The sequence below is a fragment of the Agarivorans sp. 2_MG-2023 genome (assembly GCF_030548085.1).
Taxonomy (GTDB): Bacteria; Pseudomonadota; Gammaproteobacteria; order Enterobacterales; family Celerinatantimonadaceae; genus Agarivorans.
Genome location: NZ_JAUORQ010000001.1, coordinates 97964 through 116002 on the forward strand (window position 1 = coordinate 97964; position 18039 = coordinate 116002).

12 protein-coding genes are annotated in these 18039 nt (G+C 41.6%); 8 read left to right on the top strand and 4 right to left on the bottom strand.

The annotated features are described in order from the left end of the window. Window positions 1-62: 62 nt before the first annotated feature. The 4 genes from Q4549_RS00470 to Q4549_RS00485 all read left to right on the top strand — a co-directional run bounded on the left by Q4549_RS00470 (window position 63) and on the right by Q4549_RS00485 (window position 5335). Entirely contained in the window at window positions 63-923 is an 861-nt protein-coding gene (locus Q4549_RS00470) for a PhzF family phenazine biosynthesis protein (protein ID WP_303553537.1), read from the top strand. 272 nt (window positions 924-1195) lie between these two features. Further along, window positions 1196-1891 (top strand): glutathione S-transferase, encoded by a 696-nt coding sequence (locus Q4549_RS00475; RefSeq protein WP_303553536.1) that lies wholly within the window; start codon window positions 1196-1198, stop codon window positions 1889-1891. A gap of 222 nt (window positions 1892-2113) precedes the next feature. Then, on the top strand, window positions 2114-4192 hold the full coding sequence (locus Q4549_RS00480) for a DUF4962 domain-containing protein (protein ID WP_303553535.1): 2079 nt from the start codon (window positions 2114-2116) through the stop codon (window positions 4190-4192). A 249-nt stretch (window positions 4193-4441) separates the two neighbouring features. Continuing rightward, window positions 4442-5335, top strand: a complete 894-nt coding sequence (locus Q4549_RS00485; RefSeq protein WP_303553534.1) for a DMT family transporter — start codon at window positions 4442-4444, stop codon at window positions 5333-5335. 96 nt (window positions 5336-5431) lie between these two features. Here the strand turns inward: Q4549_RS00485 and Q4549_RS00490 are convergent, their stop codons facing one another. Both Q4549_RS00490 and Q4549_RS00495 read right to left on the bottom strand, forming a co-directional pair. Continuing rightward, complete coding sequence (locus Q4549_RS00490; RefSeq protein ID WP_303553533.1) at window positions 5432-7042, bottom strand: ABC-F family ATPase; 1611 nt, start codon at window positions 7040-7042, stop codon at window positions 5432-5434. A 457-nt stretch (window positions 7043-7499) separates the two neighbouring features. Further along, window positions 7500-7991: a helix-turn-helix domain-containing protein gene (locus tag Q4549_RS00495; RefSeq protein WP_303553532.1), complete on the bottom strand. Its 492-nt coding sequence runs from the start codon at window positions 7989-7991 to the stop codon at window positions 7500-7502. Between the two features lie 312 nt (window positions 7992-8303). Here Q4549_RS00495 and Q4549_RS00500 point away from each other — a divergent pair, with 312 nt between their 5' ends. Continuing rightward, entirely contained in the window at window positions 8304-9305 is a 1002-nt protein-coding gene (locus tag Q4549_RS00500) for an NAD(P)-dependent alcohol dehydrogenase (protein WP_303553531.1), read from the top strand. A 487-nt stretch (window positions 9306-9792) separates the two neighbouring features. Here the strand turns inward: Q4549_RS00500 and Q4549_RS00505 are convergent, their stop codons facing one another. Continuing rightward, on the bottom strand, window positions 9793-11595 hold the full coding sequence (locus Q4549_RS00505; RefSeq protein ID WP_303557064.1) for a methyl-accepting chemotaxis protein: 1803 nt from the start codon (window positions 11593-11595) through the stop codon (window positions 9793-9795). Between the two features lie 639 nt (window positions 11596-12234). Between Q4549_RS00505 and Q4549_RS00510 the strand changes: the two genes are divergently transcribed. The 3 genes from Q4549_RS00510 to Q4549_RS00520 all read left to right on the top strand — a co-directional run bounded on the left by Q4549_RS00510 (window position 12235) and on the right by Q4549_RS00520 (window position 17476). Further along, complete coding sequence (locus tag Q4549_RS00510; RefSeq protein ID WP_303515188.1) at window positions 12235-13221, top strand: hypothetical protein; 987 nt, start codon at window positions 12235-12237, stop codon at window positions 13219-13221. Window positions 13222-13639: 418 nt separating this feature from the next. Beyond that, window positions 13640-16180 (top strand): ExeM/NucH family extracellular endonuclease, encoded by a 2541-nt coding sequence (locus Q4549_RS00515; RefSeq protein WP_303553529.1) that lies wholly within the window; start codon window positions 13640-13642, stop codon window positions 16178-16180. Between the two features lie 18 nt (window positions 16181-16198). Then, window positions 16199-17476, top strand: coding sequence for an endonuclease (locus Q4549_RS00520; protein WP_303553528.1), 1278 nt, complete (start codon window positions 16199-16201; stop codon window positions 17474-17476). Window positions 17477-17678: 202 nt separating this feature from the next. Here Q4549_RS00520 and Q4549_RS00525 read toward each other — a convergent pair whose 3' ends face one another. Next, window positions 17679-17990, bottom strand: a complete 312-nt coding sequence (locus Q4549_RS00525; protein ID WP_137675108.1) for a DUF2834 domain-containing protein — start codon at window positions 17988-17990, stop codon at window positions 17679-17681. Between the last annotated feature and the right edge of the window lie 49 nt (window positions 17991-18039).

The window sequence follows — 18039 nt, forward strand, 5'->3', positions numbered from 1 at the left end:
GCTGATTTTGGCTAACAATTTTGTGTCTGTAGTTTAATTGTTTTAAAAGGGAGAGAGCGTTAATGAGTATTGAAGTTAACTTGGTCAACTCATTTACTGTTAATGGAAAAGGCGGAAACCCTGCTGGTGTTGTTCTTAATTCGGAACAACTATCGAACGCTCAAAAACTAAACATTGCGCAAGCTGTTGGGTATTCTGAAACAGCTTTTGTTTCTAGCGATGATGAAGCTGGTTACGAAGTCTCTTTCTTTACTACCACTGGGGAAGTTGATTTTTGCGGCCACGCTACACTCGCTGCGTTTTTTACCATGCACCAAAACGGTATTCTTGCTGCAGGCTGTTATGTTCAGCGCACAAAAGCAGGATTGTTGTCTGTGACTATCGAACCAGATGGTAAGGTCGTTATGGAGCAGCAACTACCTAAAAAAATTGATAGTTTTACATACCAAGAAATCTCAAATGTTATAGGTATAGAAAGAGACATACTAGCAAGCACTAAGTTACCTATTGAGGTTATTTCAACAGGACTCGCTGATGTGATTATTCCTGTACCTAAAGGATGTTTAGATTCAATAGAACCTGATGATGCGCTTATCGCTGATTTTTGCGAACAGAATAAGCTGGTAGGTTTTCATGTTTTTGAGCTTTGTAAGTTGGAAAGTAAACTTACAGCAAGCTGTCGTAACTTTGCCCCGTTGTTTGGTATCCCTGAAGAGTCTGCTACAGGTAGCGCTAGTGGCGCCTTAGCGTGCTATATTTCAGAGCATTTAACACTGGGTAGTGATTATGTTTTTGAGCAAGGCAGGGCGATGGGAAGTGCGTCTATTATTACCGCATCTATTCAATCTGAACATTCAAGAGTAATTGATGTAAAGGTGGGTGGTTTTGCAACTAGCATTGGTACGCTAGTCATCTCTTTGTAACAGGCACTTAAAGAAGGATTGTGCTTGTCGCCGTTTAGTCGAACGATTTCTTACCCTCAACCAGCAAAATCTTTGTAAGCCATCCAAACCCTTCAGTTATATCCTTAAGTATCTTTGCTGAGTGCATACGATTGCCCTTGGGTTTGAGTTCCAAAGCTCGGGCACTCAATAAAGTGGTCAAATTGTATTGCCTACCGAGCTAAACTAAATGCTAGTCTTATTGGCCATGTAGTGTATTAGCCCGCATTAAACAAAGGATTGTTAAACGCATAATGAAAACCTTACCCATTTTGTACTCTCTGCAAAACTGCCCTTACGCAATGCGTGCGCGCTTGGCAATACTCCTTGCTCAGCAAACAATACACTTACGCCCCATAGTGATGAAAAAAAAACCCGCAGAGATGCTGGCGGTATCACCTAAAGCCACCGTACCAGTGCTAGTGATTGAGCCTTTAGTCGATGGGAAGCAAGGCGCTAAACAGCATTCTAGCGAAGCACAAATTATTGATGAGAGCTTAGACATTATGTTGTGGGCGTTGCAACGTAATGACCCCGAAGACTTACTGCGTGCATCTAATCCTGATGAGCTTGCTGAAATGCTTAATATTATCGAACAAAATGATAAGCAGTTTAAGCCCGATCTCGAGCGCTACAAAGACGCTAAACGTTACCACCACGGCGATTTAGAAGCATGTAGATTAAAGTGCGAGCCCTTTGTTCAGGCGCTAGAGTGGCGCTTAAGCCAGCATGCCTTTTTGATGGGGGAGAAAGCCAGCTTATTGGATTACGCCTTATTACCTTTTGTTCGCCAGTTCTCAAAGGTGAATCGTCAGCTTTACTTGCAGGGGCCATATACTCATTTGCAAGCTTGGTTAAATGCCCATTTGCAAAGCCGTTTGTTCTCAAAGGCAATGTTCAAATTTCCACTGTGGCTAGACACGCAGGAAGATATTTTATTCGGTGACTAGCTCGCTTTTCTACAAAAAATTGAGCAAAACGAAAAAGGACACCCATACTTCTTTTGTGGTTTGCCTAGCAAATACAAATTCATGTTGAAAATTTGCTATTGATCACGCGTTTTTGACCAAAAGTAAAGTACTAGGTTTTACACTTCACTGCATTAATAATACAATAGTATTAATTATTTTTATTGAATCCCTCTCCACTTTTTATTGAATAAGAGAGCTAGTATGAGCAAGCAAAAATCCCTTGATGCCATTAGAAAAATGAAGTTAGAAAATGATACTTCAGCTGGCAACCTGGTAGATCTACTTCCTATCGAAGTACAAAAACGCGATTTTGATTTATCGTTTTTAGATAACTTGAGTGAAGCGCGACCGCGCCTTCTTGTTCAAGGTAAAGACCTTACTGAATTTCAAGCCAAGGTGAAAGCTGACCCATCATTTTGTATGTACGATGATTTCATCAGAAACTCGACCGTTAAGTTCTATGAAACAGCACCGTTTGAAGAGCCTCAAGCCTATCCTGAAGAAACAGTAGGTAAAGCCTCTCTTTGGCGACCTTACTGGCGCCAAATGTACGTTGACTGCCAAATGGCGCTTAATGCCACACGTAACCTCGCTATTGCGGGTATCGTAAGTGAAGACGAAGAGCTTATTGCAAAAGCCAAGGCATGGACATTAAAGCTGGCCACCTACGATCCAGAAGGTGTTACGTCACGCGGTTACAACGATGAAGCTGCATTCCGTGTAGTGGCTGCCATGGCATGGGGTTACGACTGGTTAAATGGCCACTTTACCGCCCAAGAGCGTGAAACCGTAAAAGATGCCTTGATTGTTCGCTTAGACGAAATCATGCACCACCTTAAGGTAACGGTTGACCTGCTAAACAACCCACTAAACAGCCACGGTGTGCGTTCAATCTCTTCTGCGATTATTCCTACCTGTATCGCGCTTTATCACGATCACCCAAAAGCCGGTGAGTACATTGCCTATGCGCTAGAGTACTACGCAGTGCATTACCCACCATGGGGCGGTGTAGATGGCGGTTGGGCAGAAGGCCCAGATTACTGGAATACTCAAACAGCCTTCCTAGGCGAAGCATTTGATCTATTAAAAGCCTACTGTGGCGTAGACATGTTTAACAAAACATTCTACGAAAACACTGGCGATTTCCCACTGTACTGTATGCCTGTTCACTCTAAGCGAGCGAGCTTTTGTGACCAATCATCAATTGGTGATTACCCAGGCCTTAAACTGGCTTACAACATTAAGCATTACGCGGGTGTTAACCAAAAGCCAGAGTACGTGTGGTACTACAACCAACTTAAAAGCCGCGATACCGAAGCACATACTAAATTCTACAACTTTGGTTGGTGGGACTTTGGTTATGACGATCTTCGCTTCAATATCCTTTGGGATGCACCAGAAGAAAAAGCGCCGTCTAACGACCCGCTACTTAAAGTATTCCCAATCACTGGTTGGGCAGCATTCCACAATAAAATGTGCGAGCGCGATGAGCACATTCATATGGTATTTAAGTGTTCTCCGTTTGGCTCTATCAGCCACTCACATGGCGACCAAAACGCGTTTACATTACACGCCTTTGGCGAAACGCTTGCTTCGGTAACCGGTTATTACGGTGGTTTTGGGGTAGACATGCACACTAAGTGGCGTCGTCATACCTTCTCTAAAAACTTGCCGCTGTTTGGTGGTAAAGGCCAATATGGTGAGAACAAGAACACCAAGTTTGAAGGGCACCAAGACCGATACTGTATCGAAGCGGGTGGTAACATCACAGATTACGATACAGAATCTGATGTGAAGTTTGTTGAAGGCGACGCGACCGCTTCTTACAAGTTCTTTACGCCTGAAATTGAGTCTTACAAACGTAAGGTTTGGTTTGTTAAGGGCAAAGTGTTTGTCATGCAAGACAAAGCTACGCTAACCGAAGAGAAAGATCTTACGTGGTTAATGCATACAACTTATGCAACAGAGACCGCCGACAAATCTTTTGCTATTCAAGGTGAAAAAGCTAACTTAAACGTTCAATTCATTAATGAAAGTGCAGATAAGATCTTATCGGTGAAAAACGTTGAAGGTTTCGGTGAAGTAGATCCATACGAATTTAAAGATCTTGAAGTACACCGCCATGTAGAAGTTGAGTTTAAAGCCGCGAAAGAACACAACATTCTTACGCTGCTAGTGCCTAACAAAAACAGCGGCGAGAGCGTAAACGTTTCTCACAAGTTGGTGGGTAATACTTTAGAACTAAGCGTAGATGGTGAAGTAGTTACTATTGAATTGTAATTGCTTAATGAGTTTGCATTAAAAACTCAGCCACGAAGCGTTATCAAAAGCCATCCTTATTGAGGGTGGCTTTTTTGCTATTGGGTCTATTCAATATTATTTTATCGACCTTAAGCTCAACAGTGTTGATTTAAGTCATTTAATACAATGCCTTATGTGAATTTATTTTGCTCTCAAGCTGTATGATGAAAAAGGGATAGTTAATGTAGTTGCTGTAATGATACGAAATCAGGGATGTAGGGTGGTGTTATGAGTGGATACATCTATCCATTTCTCACCATCTTGATTTGGTCGGGAAGTTATATTGTAAGTAAGCTGGCTGTAGGCAATATTGAGCCGGCTACTTTGGCTTTTTACCGCTGTTTTGTAGCACTTGTAGTGATGACACCACTAGTGCTTCCTGCTGCGGTTCGTCAATGGCAGGCGATAAAAAGTAATATTAGCTATTTGTTGATATTGGCCGCTACGGGAATGGTACTTAGCCAAACCATGACCTATTTCTCTGCTTACCATACCAGTGCCGCCAAAATGTCTTTGATAAACTCGATGATCCCCATTGTTAGCATCGTTTTTAGCGCTATGTTGTTACAAACTTCTGTTAGGGCTTATCAGTCGCTAGGCATTGCAATATCGCTTATCGGCGTTGGTTTTATTGTATCAAGCGGGGAGGTACTGCAAGTTCTTAGCACGCAGCTCAACCGTGGTGACTTAATGATGGGCGTAGGCACGCTGTCTTATGGTTTTTATACCGTATTACTAAAAAAGTGGCCGGTTACGCTATCGGGCGCAGTGCTTATTTATGTTCAGTTGTTTCTCGGCTCGTTAATGTTGTTGCCGAATATGTTGGTGATGAGCGAGAGCGTTGTTCCATCACAACAGGCTATTCCGCTAATATTGTACGCATCATGTGCGCTCTCTATGGTTGCCCCTTGGCTTTGGAAGCGCTCAATTGACCGAGTAGGGGTGATGAAAACCTCGCTGTCTATGAACTTGATGCCAGTACTTGTATTTATGATTAGTTACTTGTTTTTGGATGAACGCTTTGAGCTTTACCATTTATGGGGAACACTGCTGATTTTATCGGGTTTGTTGATTGTTCAGTTCAGAAGCTTGATTAAGATGTATAGAGGCAAAAAAGGCTAAAGTAGCGTTCAAAGTTCTTTGGTAATCATCTATTTAGCTGAAACAAAAAAGCTCAAGCATTGGCTTGAGCTTTTATAGTTTTTATCGGCAAACAAACTAGCCGTTAGCTACCTTTAACTGCTGTTCTTGGCTGGCCAAGTACTCTTCGTAAGTACCTTGGAAATCCACCACCTGTTGGTCTTTAATTTCAACAATGCGGGTCGCTAGTGACGAAACAAACTCGCGGTCGTGGCTGACAAAAATAAGTGTGCCGTCGTATAGTTCTAACGCACTGTTTAGGGCTTCAATTGCTTCCATATCTAAGTGGTTGGTCGGCTCGTCCATTACCAGCACGTTGCGGTTTTGCAGCATTAATTTGCCAAACAACAAGCGGTTTTTTTCACCACCAGAACATACTTTGGCTTTTTTGTTAAAGTCGTCGGCAGTAAACAATAAACGGCCGAGTAAACCACGTACCATTAGGTCGTCGTGTTTGGCATTACGCCATTGCGACATCCAATCAAACAAAGTGAGGTCGTTATCAAAGTCACTGGTGCTGTCTTGCGGGCAGTAACCTACTTCAGCGTTTTCAGACCACTTAACAGTGCCGCTATTAGCCGGTAGTTGCTCAATTAAACAGCGTAAAAAGGTAGTTTTACCTGCGCCATTCTCACCAATTACCGCCAGCTTTGCGCCCGCTTCTAAAATGATGTTGCCATTGCTAAATAGCTCGCCGTCTTCAAAGCCATGGCCAAGGTTTTCTGTTACTAGCGCTTGGCGGTGTAGTTTTTTCTCTTGGCTTAAGCTAATTGATGGGCTGCGGCGGCTAGAGGCTTTTACTTCATCAAGTGTGATCTTTTCCATGCGTTTAGCACGAGATGTCGCCTGTTTCGCTTTAGAGGCGTTTGCCGAGAAGCGGTTAACAAAGGCTTGTAGCTCGTCTATTTCAGCACTCTTTTTAGCGTTTTCGGTATGTAGCTGTTCTCTAATTAGCGAAGACGCTTCAATGAACTTCTCGTAGTTACCCGGATAAATACGCAACTCGCCATAATCAATGTCGGCCATGTGGGTACACACTGAGTTTAAAAAGTGGCGGTCGTGCGAAATAATAATCATGGTGCATTTACGCTGGTTAAGCACCGTGCCTAGCCATTCAATGGTATGAATGTCCAAGTTGTTGGTGGGCTCGTCGAGCAGCAGAATGTCTGGGTTGGCAAACAAGGCTTGAGCTAACAATACGCGTAGTTTCCAGCCGGGAGCCACTTGAGCCATTAAACCGTAATGAAACTCTTCAGCAATACCAGCCTCTAGTAAAATTTCGCCAGCGCGGCTTTCGGCGCTGTAGCCGTCCATTTCAGCAAATTCAGTTTCAAGGTTGGCCACTTTCATGCCGTCTTCTTCAGACATCTCTGGCAGCGAGTAAATGCGGTCACGCTCTTGTTTTACTTTCCACAGTGCTGCATCACCCATAATTACCGTATCAACCACGGTGTATTCTTCAAAGGCGAATTGGTCTTGGCTTAGGGTACCTACTGTTTCTCCAGGCGTGATAGATACGTTGCCAGAGCTTGGCACTAATTCACCACTTAGAATCTTCATAAAGGTTGATTTACCGCAACCGTTAGCGCCAATTAAGCCATAACGATTACCGTTACCAAACTTAGCTGAGATGTTTTCGAACAAAGGCGTAGCGCCAAACTGCATGGTGATGTTTGCGGTAGAAATCAAAAGGTAATCCCGATTAGATAAATAAGACTGTTAAGCAAGCACGCAAAGGTAAGCGTATAAGGGGGCGCACTATAAAGAAAAGTGTGACCAATGTCGAGTTAAGTTGTATGAAGTTTAAACAGTGTTAAGCGGATTATTGCTTTTATTAGTACCCAATTCTTTAGTACTTGGCAACAAGTTCTAGCAAGTGTTGGCTAGGTGATTTTGGTGACCTTATTAGCCACTTAAAGCGCCGTTGCGAATAGTTACAGCACTCTTCAAGTTAAGAGGTTTGCAGCTTCGGTGCTTACCAACGCTGAATATGCTTTAGCGCAGCATTAAACCAGTGCTGACCTCTAGCTCGCAAAACGAGTAGGAGTACTATGTTACTTGGTATCTCAATAGCACCTTGTTATCTAATACAGCTCAATATTGCGATCAAACTCACTCAGCCTCTACTCTCAAATAATAGTTCGGTTTAGTCATCATCGGCTAAGATAAAGCCTGGCCCGTTTTCAAAGATTAGATCATCGAGTTCTAAAAATTTCCCAGTTCGTGAAACAACTCCCGTCTTTTGAATAGGAGCATGATTCTCTTTATCCAATACTCGCAAAGGCTCTCCTTTACCTTCAGCTAACCACTTATCTCCCCATTGCATTAAAGTCATGAGCGTAGGTAACAACTCTTTTCCTGAAGGTGTTAGCACATAGCGAGACCGCGTTGAACTGACTGGAATTTTTTCCAGAATATTATTCGACACCATGTTATCCAAGCGAGCCGTCAGAATATTTCGAGAGATACCTAATCTCTCAAGCAGCCCTGAAAATGTATCAATACCGCGAAATGAAGCCAAGACTATAAGAATTGACCACTGGTCTCCAATGATGTTGAGCGTTCTTGAAACCGAGCAAGGATAATTGGAGATGTTTTTTCTAGTCATAGCTTTCATTTCTTCAGTTTGTTGCCCCACATCTTACCTCTTTTACTCATAAATGCAATATAGTTAAGTCTCCTAAGGAAACCAAGTGGCGCATCTGACGCATACTTGAGGGAAGCACTCTCCTGGCACTTATACTGTTTATTTTATGGTGTCTTCAGCCAATAACTCACGATGTAAGCATTATTTAAATATATATTTAAGTTGCATAAGGAGACCTATTGATCTATCTTGCATACAACACCTATGCGGATACCGCATAAGTAAAGCGCAAAAATCAAAAACCTCATTCTGTGGACATCCCATTCAGTTCCATAAGAAGACTAACTTAGAGAGCGATAAAATATGAAAACCTATCAAGTAAGCCAACCTGGTGGTCTCGATAATCTAACAATCACTGAGCAAGATATTCCAAAGCCACGCCCTGGTGAAGTTCTCGTCCGCTGGCGTGCAAGTTCACTGAACTTTCATGATTATTTGGTGGGCGTAGGCGGTATCCCTGTAGAGAATGGACGTGTCCCAATGTCTGATGGTGCAGGTGAAGTTGTTGCGGTTGGTAATGAAGTGAGAAACTGGAAGCAAGGCGATAAAGTAATGAGTCTGTTTTTCCCAAACTGGATAAATGGGAAACCCACTCCTCTAAACCAAGGCATGAGTGGTGACACTATGGATGGCTATGCGAGAGAATACTCTTGCATCAATGCTAATTCACTCACCCGTATGCCTAGCAACTACACTTTTGAGCAAGCCGCAACCTTACCATGTGCTGCACTGACTGCGTGGCGCGCATTAATGGTCGAAGGCAATCTTCAAGCTGGCGAATCTGTTTTAATCCAAGGCACTGGCGGTATGTCTATTTTTGCCTTACAAATTGCCAAAGCGGCCGGTGCATATGTTTATGCAACGTCTTCATCAGAAGACAAAATGAAGCGTTTGAAAGAACTAGGTGCAGATGAAGTCTTTAATTATCGAACCGACGCTGAATGGGGAAAAACAATTGCGAAACGCTCTGGCGGCATCGATCACGTACTAGATGTTGGAGCGAGTGCTACGTTAGCACATTCAATTGATGCCGTTGCTATCGGTGGTCACTTAGCTTTAATTGGGGTTTTGGGCAGTACAAGTGCTGAAATAGATATGGTGTCATTGATACTTCGTCATATTAAAGTGACAGGACTCGCTGTAGGTAGCAGAGAGATGCAAGAGAAAATGGTTGCAGCTTTTGAAGTTAATGACATTCATCCGATTATCGATAAGAGCTTCGGTTTTGATGAACTAAAACAAGCCTTCGAATATCAAGCCAGTGGTTCGCACTTTGGTAAAATCGTTGTGAATTTTGAAGACTAGTTCATCCTCTGTAAAAGGAAGCTTTGTCTCAAGGTTTCCTTTTACTCACTCCGACTAAATTCAACCAGCATTTCTTCAGCATTCTTAACTAAAAGGCAGTGCAAAATCTCATTTGTAACAATGTCCAGTCAGACTTTACAACTCTTTGTCGGGTATTGCTGAGTTGTGTTACGTAGCTAAAACTATTGGCCTCTCCCCTAAAGTGCTTTTGTTGTTAGGGCTGAGTTAACCTCGAAGCCAAGATCTCACAAGTAACGCAATTAAATAAATGCTTGCCTACAACGCGCTGAAATCCATTCGGAAAACACCACAATAGATTAAATAGCCGAGGGTATTGAGGCCACAAAGCCTATAGATCGCAGTGCAATAACGAAGATGCTAGCCAATCAATCAGGGGTAATTACTGCCACCAATAACAAAGCCCTCTGGCGAGGGCTTTGTATTGCTTCACATTGGCAACTTTCTATATTGCTGAGTTTTATCAGATTTAATCAGAACTCACGCATTTAAAATGGCCAACAAGCGCATCCAAATCTAATGCCATTGATTTGAGTTGATCACTAGAGGTTTCGATATTTTGTGAGGCCAATAAGCTGCGTTGACTGCTATCGTTGATATTGACAACATGGGTGTTTATTTCGTTAATCACGATTGATTGTTGTTCAGTCGCTGTTGCAATTTGGGTATTGAGATCAGAGATGTGCTTCACTCTGTCTACTACTTGGCTCAGCTGCGCACTGGTTTGGCTCGCGGCCTCTACGCTTAACTTTGCGTGTTCGCGGCTTCGATGAACAGAGCTAACAGCATCTTTAGCGCCGTTTTGTAAATCAATAATCATTTGATTTATTTCTACTGTAGATTGATTGGTGCGTTGAGCAAGGTTACGAACCTCGTCAGCAACTACCGCAAACCCACGGCCTTGTTGTCCAGCTCTTGCGGCCTCAATGGCGGCATTTAACGCGAGTAAATTGGTTTGTTCTGATATTCCTTGTATCACCTCTACTACCTTAACAATAGCAATACTCTGCTTCTCTAGGTTGTCGATGCTAGCGTAAACCTGTTCCATTTCTTTAGACATTACGTCAATGGTTTCTGAGGATTTATTCACAACTATTTGTGCGCCGGCCATTTTATCGGTGGCTTCATTAGTGGCTTGCGCAGCAACGCTAGCGTTTTGCGCAATATCGGTAATGGTTGAGCTCATTTCATTCATGGCCACCGAGACTTGATTAGCTTCTTTACGCTGTTTATCTAACGCTATCTTTGATTCTTTTGCGTCGTTGTTTACGTTTCCAGAAGCCGCTTTAACTTTGGTAGATGTTAAAGACACATCTTGTACAACCGTTTGCACATTTTTGACGAAGTTATTAAATCCAGAGGCTAAACTGGCGATTTCTCGTATGTTCCCTTCCTCGATTCGAGAAGTTAAATCTCCGTTATCTTCACCTAGCTCTTGAAACGTTTGCGACATCTTTTCTATTGGTTTAATTAAGCTATTGGCGAGAATGGTACAAACAGCAATGAAAGCGCCAATAATAATGATTAAAACAATAATAATGTGCGTTCTAGCTTCATTTAATCCAGCGTAAAGCTCACTTTTGGGCACTTCTGCAACAACGTACCAATCTAAGCTTTGTATATAACTAGATGCAATAATGTATTTGTCGGTATGAATAAATGAGAAGTCTCGTTTTGTAAATAGCGATTGAGTATCATAGCCCTTATAGAAATCGGCTACTTTTTGATTATCGTTAAATGCATATTGCTTATGCACTTTAGTGAAGCCTTCATGGTCAACCAGATAGACAAAGCCTGTTTTCTCAATGGTGTATTCGTTTAAGGTATTAATCATGGTATCAAAGGACTTAGATACTCCAGCAAGTCCTCGGCCATTAGGCTGTTGGTAATTGATGTATACATCGGTTTTTCCATTACTGCCTTTATAGACACTTGAGCCTACAGCCACACCGCTATTTTTTAATCGTTGAAACCAACCATCACGCGTTAAGTTCATTACTCGAAGAAACCCATCTTGGTTCCAAAATTTATCTGTTTTCTTATCTGCAAAAGACGTATTGCTAAATTGATTGTCTTTGGCAATGCCATTTAAATATTGAGTTAACAGTTGTTCGCCTTGTGCGCTTTCGCCTTGCTCAAGCCAACCAATAATCATTGGGTTATGGGAAATAGAGCGAGCGATCATTTCCATCGAAACTATTTCGCTGTCTATAGAGTTTCTTATTTTCTGAACAAGATTAGGTAAGTCTAGTTGTTCCAGGCGGGTTACCATAAGGTTTCTTGATGTTGATTGTCCAACGTAAGCGACAATAGCAGTGGAAGCAATAATGGCTAAAAGCATCGTTGTTATCATACGGTTCTTTATTGATAACGTAAGAAATCCTTTCATTTATATGTCCTTGTATATCTAAAACTTATTTCAATATGTAGCCGTGATGATTTAAAACAATAGCGTATGAATATTTTTGTTTTTCGATCGTTTTTTAATCTACTCCCGCCTTTTATTATTTTAATGCTATTTCTTATTTAAATAAACGGTTTGATTTTGTCTCTGGTGTTTATTTGATCTTAATCTTGTTTATTTGAATTCATAATTTTTAGGTGGTTAGTGTAAATATGTTATTTAGTTGACTCCTTATCGTAATCTAGTGCTTTGAGGTGAATACTTATTCGCCGGGGGATGATTTATTTATTTTTATTGTTCTTTGTGTTGTTGTTTGTTTTATATTTTGGCTTCTTAAGTTATTGATTCATTTGGGTTATTTAAATATATTCGCCGGGTGTTTAACTTCAATGTTATTGAAGCGGTGCTTTAACGAGCACTTGTTAATGATTTGTTTGTGGGAAGTTTATTTTAAGGAATCTTTTTACATCTTATCTTTTTATATTTAAAGGAATGAAAGGGATTTAAATGAAAAGGAATGCAATTGCATTTTCTATTGCAGCTTTATTAGGAATGGGTTTCACCACTTCTGTATCAGCTATTACTTTGTATGAAACGGCTGAGGGCGATTACGTAAAACTGAATGGCCGCATAGAAGTAGGTGGTTGGTTTGGCAAGTCTCACAATGACCTTGGAGAAGAGTGGACTTGGTACCAAGGCTACGCCGATGACACCTTTGCCGATATTAGTTTTGAAGGCAGAACTGGTGATGTGTACGGTGTTCTTGATATCGATTTTGAACGCATGACTTGGACTCAAGACAATGAATTTCAAACCGTTTTGGATAAGGTTTACGTTGGCTGGGAGTTTTTGCCAGAGCACTTTGTAGAATTTGGTAGAAACGATACCGCTTATGATGATGTTGACTCTCACGGTGATTTTTCTGTAGATAGCGCACGTGAAGTAAAAGAGGCTGGCGACCAAGATAATACGATTAAATATCAAGGAAGTTACAACAACGTACAGATGGGTATGTCTTACTCATTAAGAGGCTGGGACGAATACCTAACAGACTCTCGTGAAGGCGCGGTATTTAATGGTTATGTGGGTTACTTTGCTGACAACTGGTCATTACTATTTGGTGGTGAAACAGCAAAAGAATACGGCGAAATATATTCTCTACACGGTACTTATTTCCTCGGTGATTGGGGCTTTGGTGGTTTAGTTTCCGTTGAAGACCGACAAGAGGAGAATGGTTACTTATCTCAAGATAATATTATTGCTGTTTTATCCGCTTCTTACCAAATTACAAGTACTGTAGAAGCCGTTGTAACGTATTCTAATATTAGCTTTGACGAAGAATATAAGTATTACGAAGAAGAGCAGGTTAACGAAGATTGGTTCACCGTAGGTGTGAACTATCATTATCGCCCTAATGTACGTCTTGCAGCGGAAGTAACAAGCGGTGGCGAAGATGGAACATTCAGTTATGCCAAGCTTTATTACAGTTTCTAGTTGTTCACTAATCATGATGTTTTTTGAAATATAAGCTACTAACCACGAGTGCTTAGGCAATGTTTGGTATGTTTTTAAATCATTGCCTGATTTTTCTCCAGTGTATAGTTTATGTCCAAAAATGAAATGACATTACATCAAGGTTTTTCTACTAGATTAAGAATGTTGTTTATATTAAACCAATATAATTTAACTTATATATTTATTACGCTTTCTTTTTATTTTCCTTATTTATATAAATAGTAAGAATGACTTAGTTAGCTTGTGTGATTTTTGGTTTGCCTGTAATGAATGCAGAAAATATAGACAACTACCCTGTGTTTACTATTGCCGCAGCTTAATAGAGGTGTCGTAAATACCAAACTATTAGCAATGGTAAGCACAGCTTGTAGCAATACTTATATTAAAGGTTACACATATGGATATTTATAAATACTCTGCTGTATCGTTAGCGCTGTTTGCACTAACAGCAAATGCAGAGGTGTTTAGCCCGCAGGCCGCTAATGCAGGGATTGAGTTATCACAAAAAACAACCGAAACAATGTTGTTTACTGCGCAAAGCCTAGCGGCAGAAGAGCCCGCTTTTGACCAAGAAGCCACCATTGCCACCTTGCAAGGAGAGGGGCCTCACTCGCCATTTACCGATCCAGATAACAATAAATTTTACTCAGATGAAGTGTTTAAAGTACAAGGTGTTATTACTTATCTTAAGGCCTCAAATGGAGTGATGACACGAGGTTTTTACATTCAAGATCCTCAAGTTGATGAAAGCAGTTGTGCATCTAGTGGAATATTTGTTTATCAAAATCCTTATGGATTAGATCTGAACGTAGGGGATGAGGTGTATGTTTATGCCAAGGTTCAGGAATACTATGGCTTGTCTCAACTAAGCAGTGTACAAGGTGTTGTAAAGACCGGCGTAACCAGCGTTATTGAGCCTACCCCGTTACTGGTTAAAGATTGTGTTGTTGATGGGGTATCAGAGCAAGATAACTTTGAGATTACGCTAGAGCGTTACGAGAACATGCTGGTGCGCTTTGATGAGCAATCACACATGAAAGTCGCGCGTACGTTTGGTTTTGACTACAGTGATTTTCGCAATAATATGACCGCCTCTCACGGTACTCTCAACTATCATCCTAATCAAAAAAATGTGCCAGGTTCAGACGAGGCAATTGCCGCTGTGCAGGCAAATGAAATGCGTAGGGTGATTATTGAGTCAGAAGATAAAGCGGCAAATGGTGTTGTACCGTGGTATCCCAACTTTGGTAAAGATGACGGAACGGGAACTACTACTGATTATATTCGTGTTGGCGCCACGATAGATGGCATGGAAGGGATTGTTAATTACTCATACGATGAGTATCGCTTGTTTGTAACAAATACCGCCGATGCCAGCTTTTTCAACCATAGTGGAATTGAACGAACGGCGCGTCCTGATGTGAAAGAAGCAGATGTTAAAATTGGTGCTTTTAACGTTTTAAACTTCTTCACGTCTCCTTTTGGTGGCGCTAATAACCCTTTAGAGCAAAATCGAGGAGCAGAGAAATTTGCCGACTTTGAAACTCAGGGAGCCAAGTTAGCAAGCGCCATGTTAGCCATTGACGCCGATATTTTTAGCTTTTTAGAAGTAGAAAATAACGGTTACGACGCCATGTCATCAATCGTTACCATTACTCAGTTACTGAACGCAGAACTGCCACGTGAGAAGCACTATGCGGTTATGCGCCACTCTGACTCAAAAATTGTGGGCAGTGACGCTATTAGTACCAAAATTATCTACCGTCCTTCGGTAGTGAGTCTTGAAAGCGTAAAGATTATTAACATGCCTGAGCAGCATGTTCATCCTCGCTATTGGCCAACAGGTGTTGAAGCTAGCTCTGCATTTCAGCGTGCGTCAATGACGGGTACCTTTACGGTAAATGGCAGTGGTGAGCGGCTAATTTTGTCTACCAATCATTTTAAATCGAAAGGGTCAGAATGTTGGGAAGATTACGACCAAGAAACTGGTGAACTAACAGATATAGATGCGCAGGGTAATTGTGAGAACTTCCGCGTTTCTGCTGCTTATCATTTAGGCGAGACTTTAGCGGAGTTAGAGGGTCACAAGATCATTCTTGGTGATTTAAACTCTTATGCTAAAGAAGACGCGATAATGCTGTTAACCAATACTGCGCCTTCTGGTTATCCGCTTAAAGCAGCACGTAATACTTACGTAAATGGCAATGAGTTGCACGGCAATGGAGGCGCAGTGCTGAGTGATCGCTACAACTACGTTGACATTATTGGGCAACTGCATCCTGATGGTTTTAGTTACGCTTATGGCGATACCGTTGGTAATTTAGATTACACCTTAATTTCCCCAAGCCTTGTTCCGCATGTTGTAGATGCAACGGAATGGAATATTAATTCTCGTGAATCCACTTTGTTTGAATACTCAACGGCGTATACCGGGGAGTTTCCAAAATATACAGACCCTTACCGGTCGTCTGACCATGATCCTGCCATTTTAACCTTAGCGTTTTTAGACAAGCATGAGTTAGGGGAGTCTATCGACTTACCTACCACGCCTAAGGACATGCCAAGTGAAAATCATCCTAAGCAGGGTGACACCTTTACTGCTGTTGTGGATTTAACCCAGTTAGGTGAAACAAGCCTGCAAATAGGGGAAACCATTCAAACGATTATTTCAGATAGAAATCAATATGATGTGTCTACTTACTCACGCAGTCAAACTCGCGTATTGAATAGCAGTGATATTCAGCGAGGGTGGGTTTCTATGCCGTTAATCAACGTTGGGTATGGAGAAAACCTTGTGTCTTACCTTCACAACGACAGCTTAATCAGTGAGCGTTCAATGCTGGTGAACGAGCAAGATAAAACACATGGCGGTAGCGCTGCGGGTTACTTAATGATGATGTTAGTAATGGTGGGCTTTATTCGCCGCCGTCAGGCTTAGGGATAAAAGGAAAACCTTATGAGACTTAAAAATACCTATGCTGCCATGGCGTTATGTTTACTTGCTGTAGGGTGTGCAAAGGAGCATGAATACGATAATACCATGTTGGTAATTGAAGTGATGACCGACAGAGCTGCGGGTGAGTTATCTTGGGCTTTGTATGATGCCGACGCGAATAAAATTCGCCAAAGCCAGGACTATGACAACGAAACCTATTACGAAGAAGTGATTGCTCTACAACCGAATAGTTATCGTTTTGTGTTAACCGATACCGGTAATGATGGGATTTGTTGTACTCATGGTGCTGGGCGAGTGACGCTAAAGCTTGATGGAGAGGTAATTGCTAACGTCGAGGAGTTTGACGAAAACGGCGAACTGTTTGTTGACGAATACATTTCTCGTTTTGACGTTGCTAACTACACGGGTCACCTTGCCACAAACTTACGGCCTGAGTATCAAGCCGCCGAAGGTTTACGTGGTTACGAACTAAAAACAGCGCTGCATCAGATAAGTTCTGCCAACCACACAATTCAAAGCACTAGTTTAATCAATGACTTTATTGCTGAAAATGACTTGGACGTATACTTCGATGATAAGCAAGGTGTGGACATTGTCGATATATTTTCAGAAAACCCTACTGGCCAGGACCCTTATAATTACCTGCCCATTGTTGACGTTTGTGAAAGTGGTTCATATCCCGATGAAGAAGGCGTTTGTTACAGCTATGCCCGCATGTTTCGTACAGAGTTGCTAGGTAGCAGCAATCGTTATCCGATGGATCGTGATATTCACCATATTTTTGGTGTAGACAGCAGTATTGGGTCGTTACACCGTACCGATAGCAATAATGCTAAACCCTTTGGTTTTGTTAGCCCTTACGATAGCCAATGGAAGGGAAAAAATGGTACCGAATATGGTTATGGGCACCCAGAACGAGGTAACCAAAATTATTTCGTGTTTGAGCCTATTAACGAGTTTAAAGGTGATATTGCTCGCGCGTTATTGTATTTGGCTATTCGTTATGAAGATAAGGTGTCTAATTGGATAGATGTATCCAACAGCAACGTATCGGTAAGCCGTATTCTTGATGGAAGTAACGATAAAGTGTTTAAAACTTGGCAGTTACGCACCTTAATGGAGTGGCACCTTAACGATCCTGTTAGTCAAAAAGAACGAGATCGTAACGACGCAGCTCAACGTTACCAAGGTAATCGAAACCCATTAATTGACCACCCTGAGTTGGTAAAACTCATTTGGCAAGTTGAAGGGACTACTGCATGGGAAGCCTTTGAATAAAAGGTACTAGCGCATGAGATGGTAATCATGAGGTTTAGTTAAGGGTAACCACTTTTTTAGTCAGCGTCTTACACTGGGTCGTGACTCCCTTTTTACATTTTTGCATATAGCCTTGTCCTGGGTGTCAACCAACCCAGGATAAGGTTTTTTTGTTCGCATTTACTTTTGATTGAAGCACTTTGAAAAGCTTAAACCTTGCTTGCTAAAGCAAACTGTCGGCTTTAGTTTTTGCATATAAGTAAGCAGGTAGCGCACAACTTAAGCCAATGGTGAGGTTCAGTACAATGAACAAGTAGGGCTTGGGTGAGTGAGCTTGTTGGTTTTTAAACATGAATAGCCAAAACACTAATGAGCTAATTAGCAAGTCGGCACTGAAGCCCGCTGCGGCGCCATTGGCAAATAAGGCACTAACAAACAGCGTTAAGCTTATTCCGTGTAGATTAAAAAACTCAAAGAAAAACAGGTAAGGAACTACCGCACCCACAATAGCTAACAATAAGTAGAGATGTTTCATATTCTGTCCTTATGTATACTTGGTTGACATAAGCCTAGTGAGAGGAAAT

What these genes read in the sequence shown, in the direction of transcription:
- Q4549_RS00510 (WP_303515188.1), top strand. Translation starts at nt 12,235, where the DNA reads ATGAAAAGGAATGCAATTGCATTTTCTATTGCAGCTTTATTAGGAATG.
- Q4549_RS00500 (WP_303553531.1), top strand. Translation starts at nt 8,304, where the DNA reads ATGAAAACCTATCAAGTAAGCCAACCTGGTGGTCTCGATAATCTAACA.
- Q4549_RS00480 (WP_303553535.1), top strand. Translation starts at nt 2,114, where the DNA reads ATGAGCAAGCAAAAATCCCTTGATGCCATTAGAAAAATGAAGTTAGAA.
- Q4549_RS00485 (WP_303553534.1), top strand. Translation starts at nt 4,442, where the DNA reads ATGAGTGGATACATCTATCCATTTCTCACCATCTTGATTTGGTCGGGA.
- Q4549_RS00470 (WP_303553537.1), top strand. Translation starts at nt 63, where the DNA reads ATGAGTATTGAAGTTAACTTGGTCAACTCATTTACTGTTAATGGAAAA.
- Q4549_RS00505 (WP_303557064.1), bottom strand. Translation starts at nt 11,595, where the DNA reads ATGGTAACCCGCCTGGAACAACTAGACTTACCTAATCTTGTTCAGAAA.
- Q4549_RS00525 (WP_137675108.1), bottom strand. Translation starts at nt 17,990, where the DNA reads ATGAAACATCTCTACTTATTGTTAGCTATTGTGGGTGCGGTAGTTCCT.
- Q4549_RS00515 (WP_303553529.1), top strand. Translation starts at nt 13,640, where the DNA reads ATGGATATTTATAAATACTCTGCTGTATCGTTAGCGCTGTTTGCACTA.
- Q4549_RS00520 (WP_303553528.1), top strand. Translation starts at nt 16,199, where the DNA reads ATGAGACTTAAAAATACCTATGCTGCCATGGCGTTATGTTTACTTGCT.
- Q4549_RS00475 (WP_303553536.1), top strand. Translation starts at nt 1,196, where the DNA reads ATGAAAACCTTACCCATTTTGTACTCTCTGCAAAACTGCCCTTACGCA.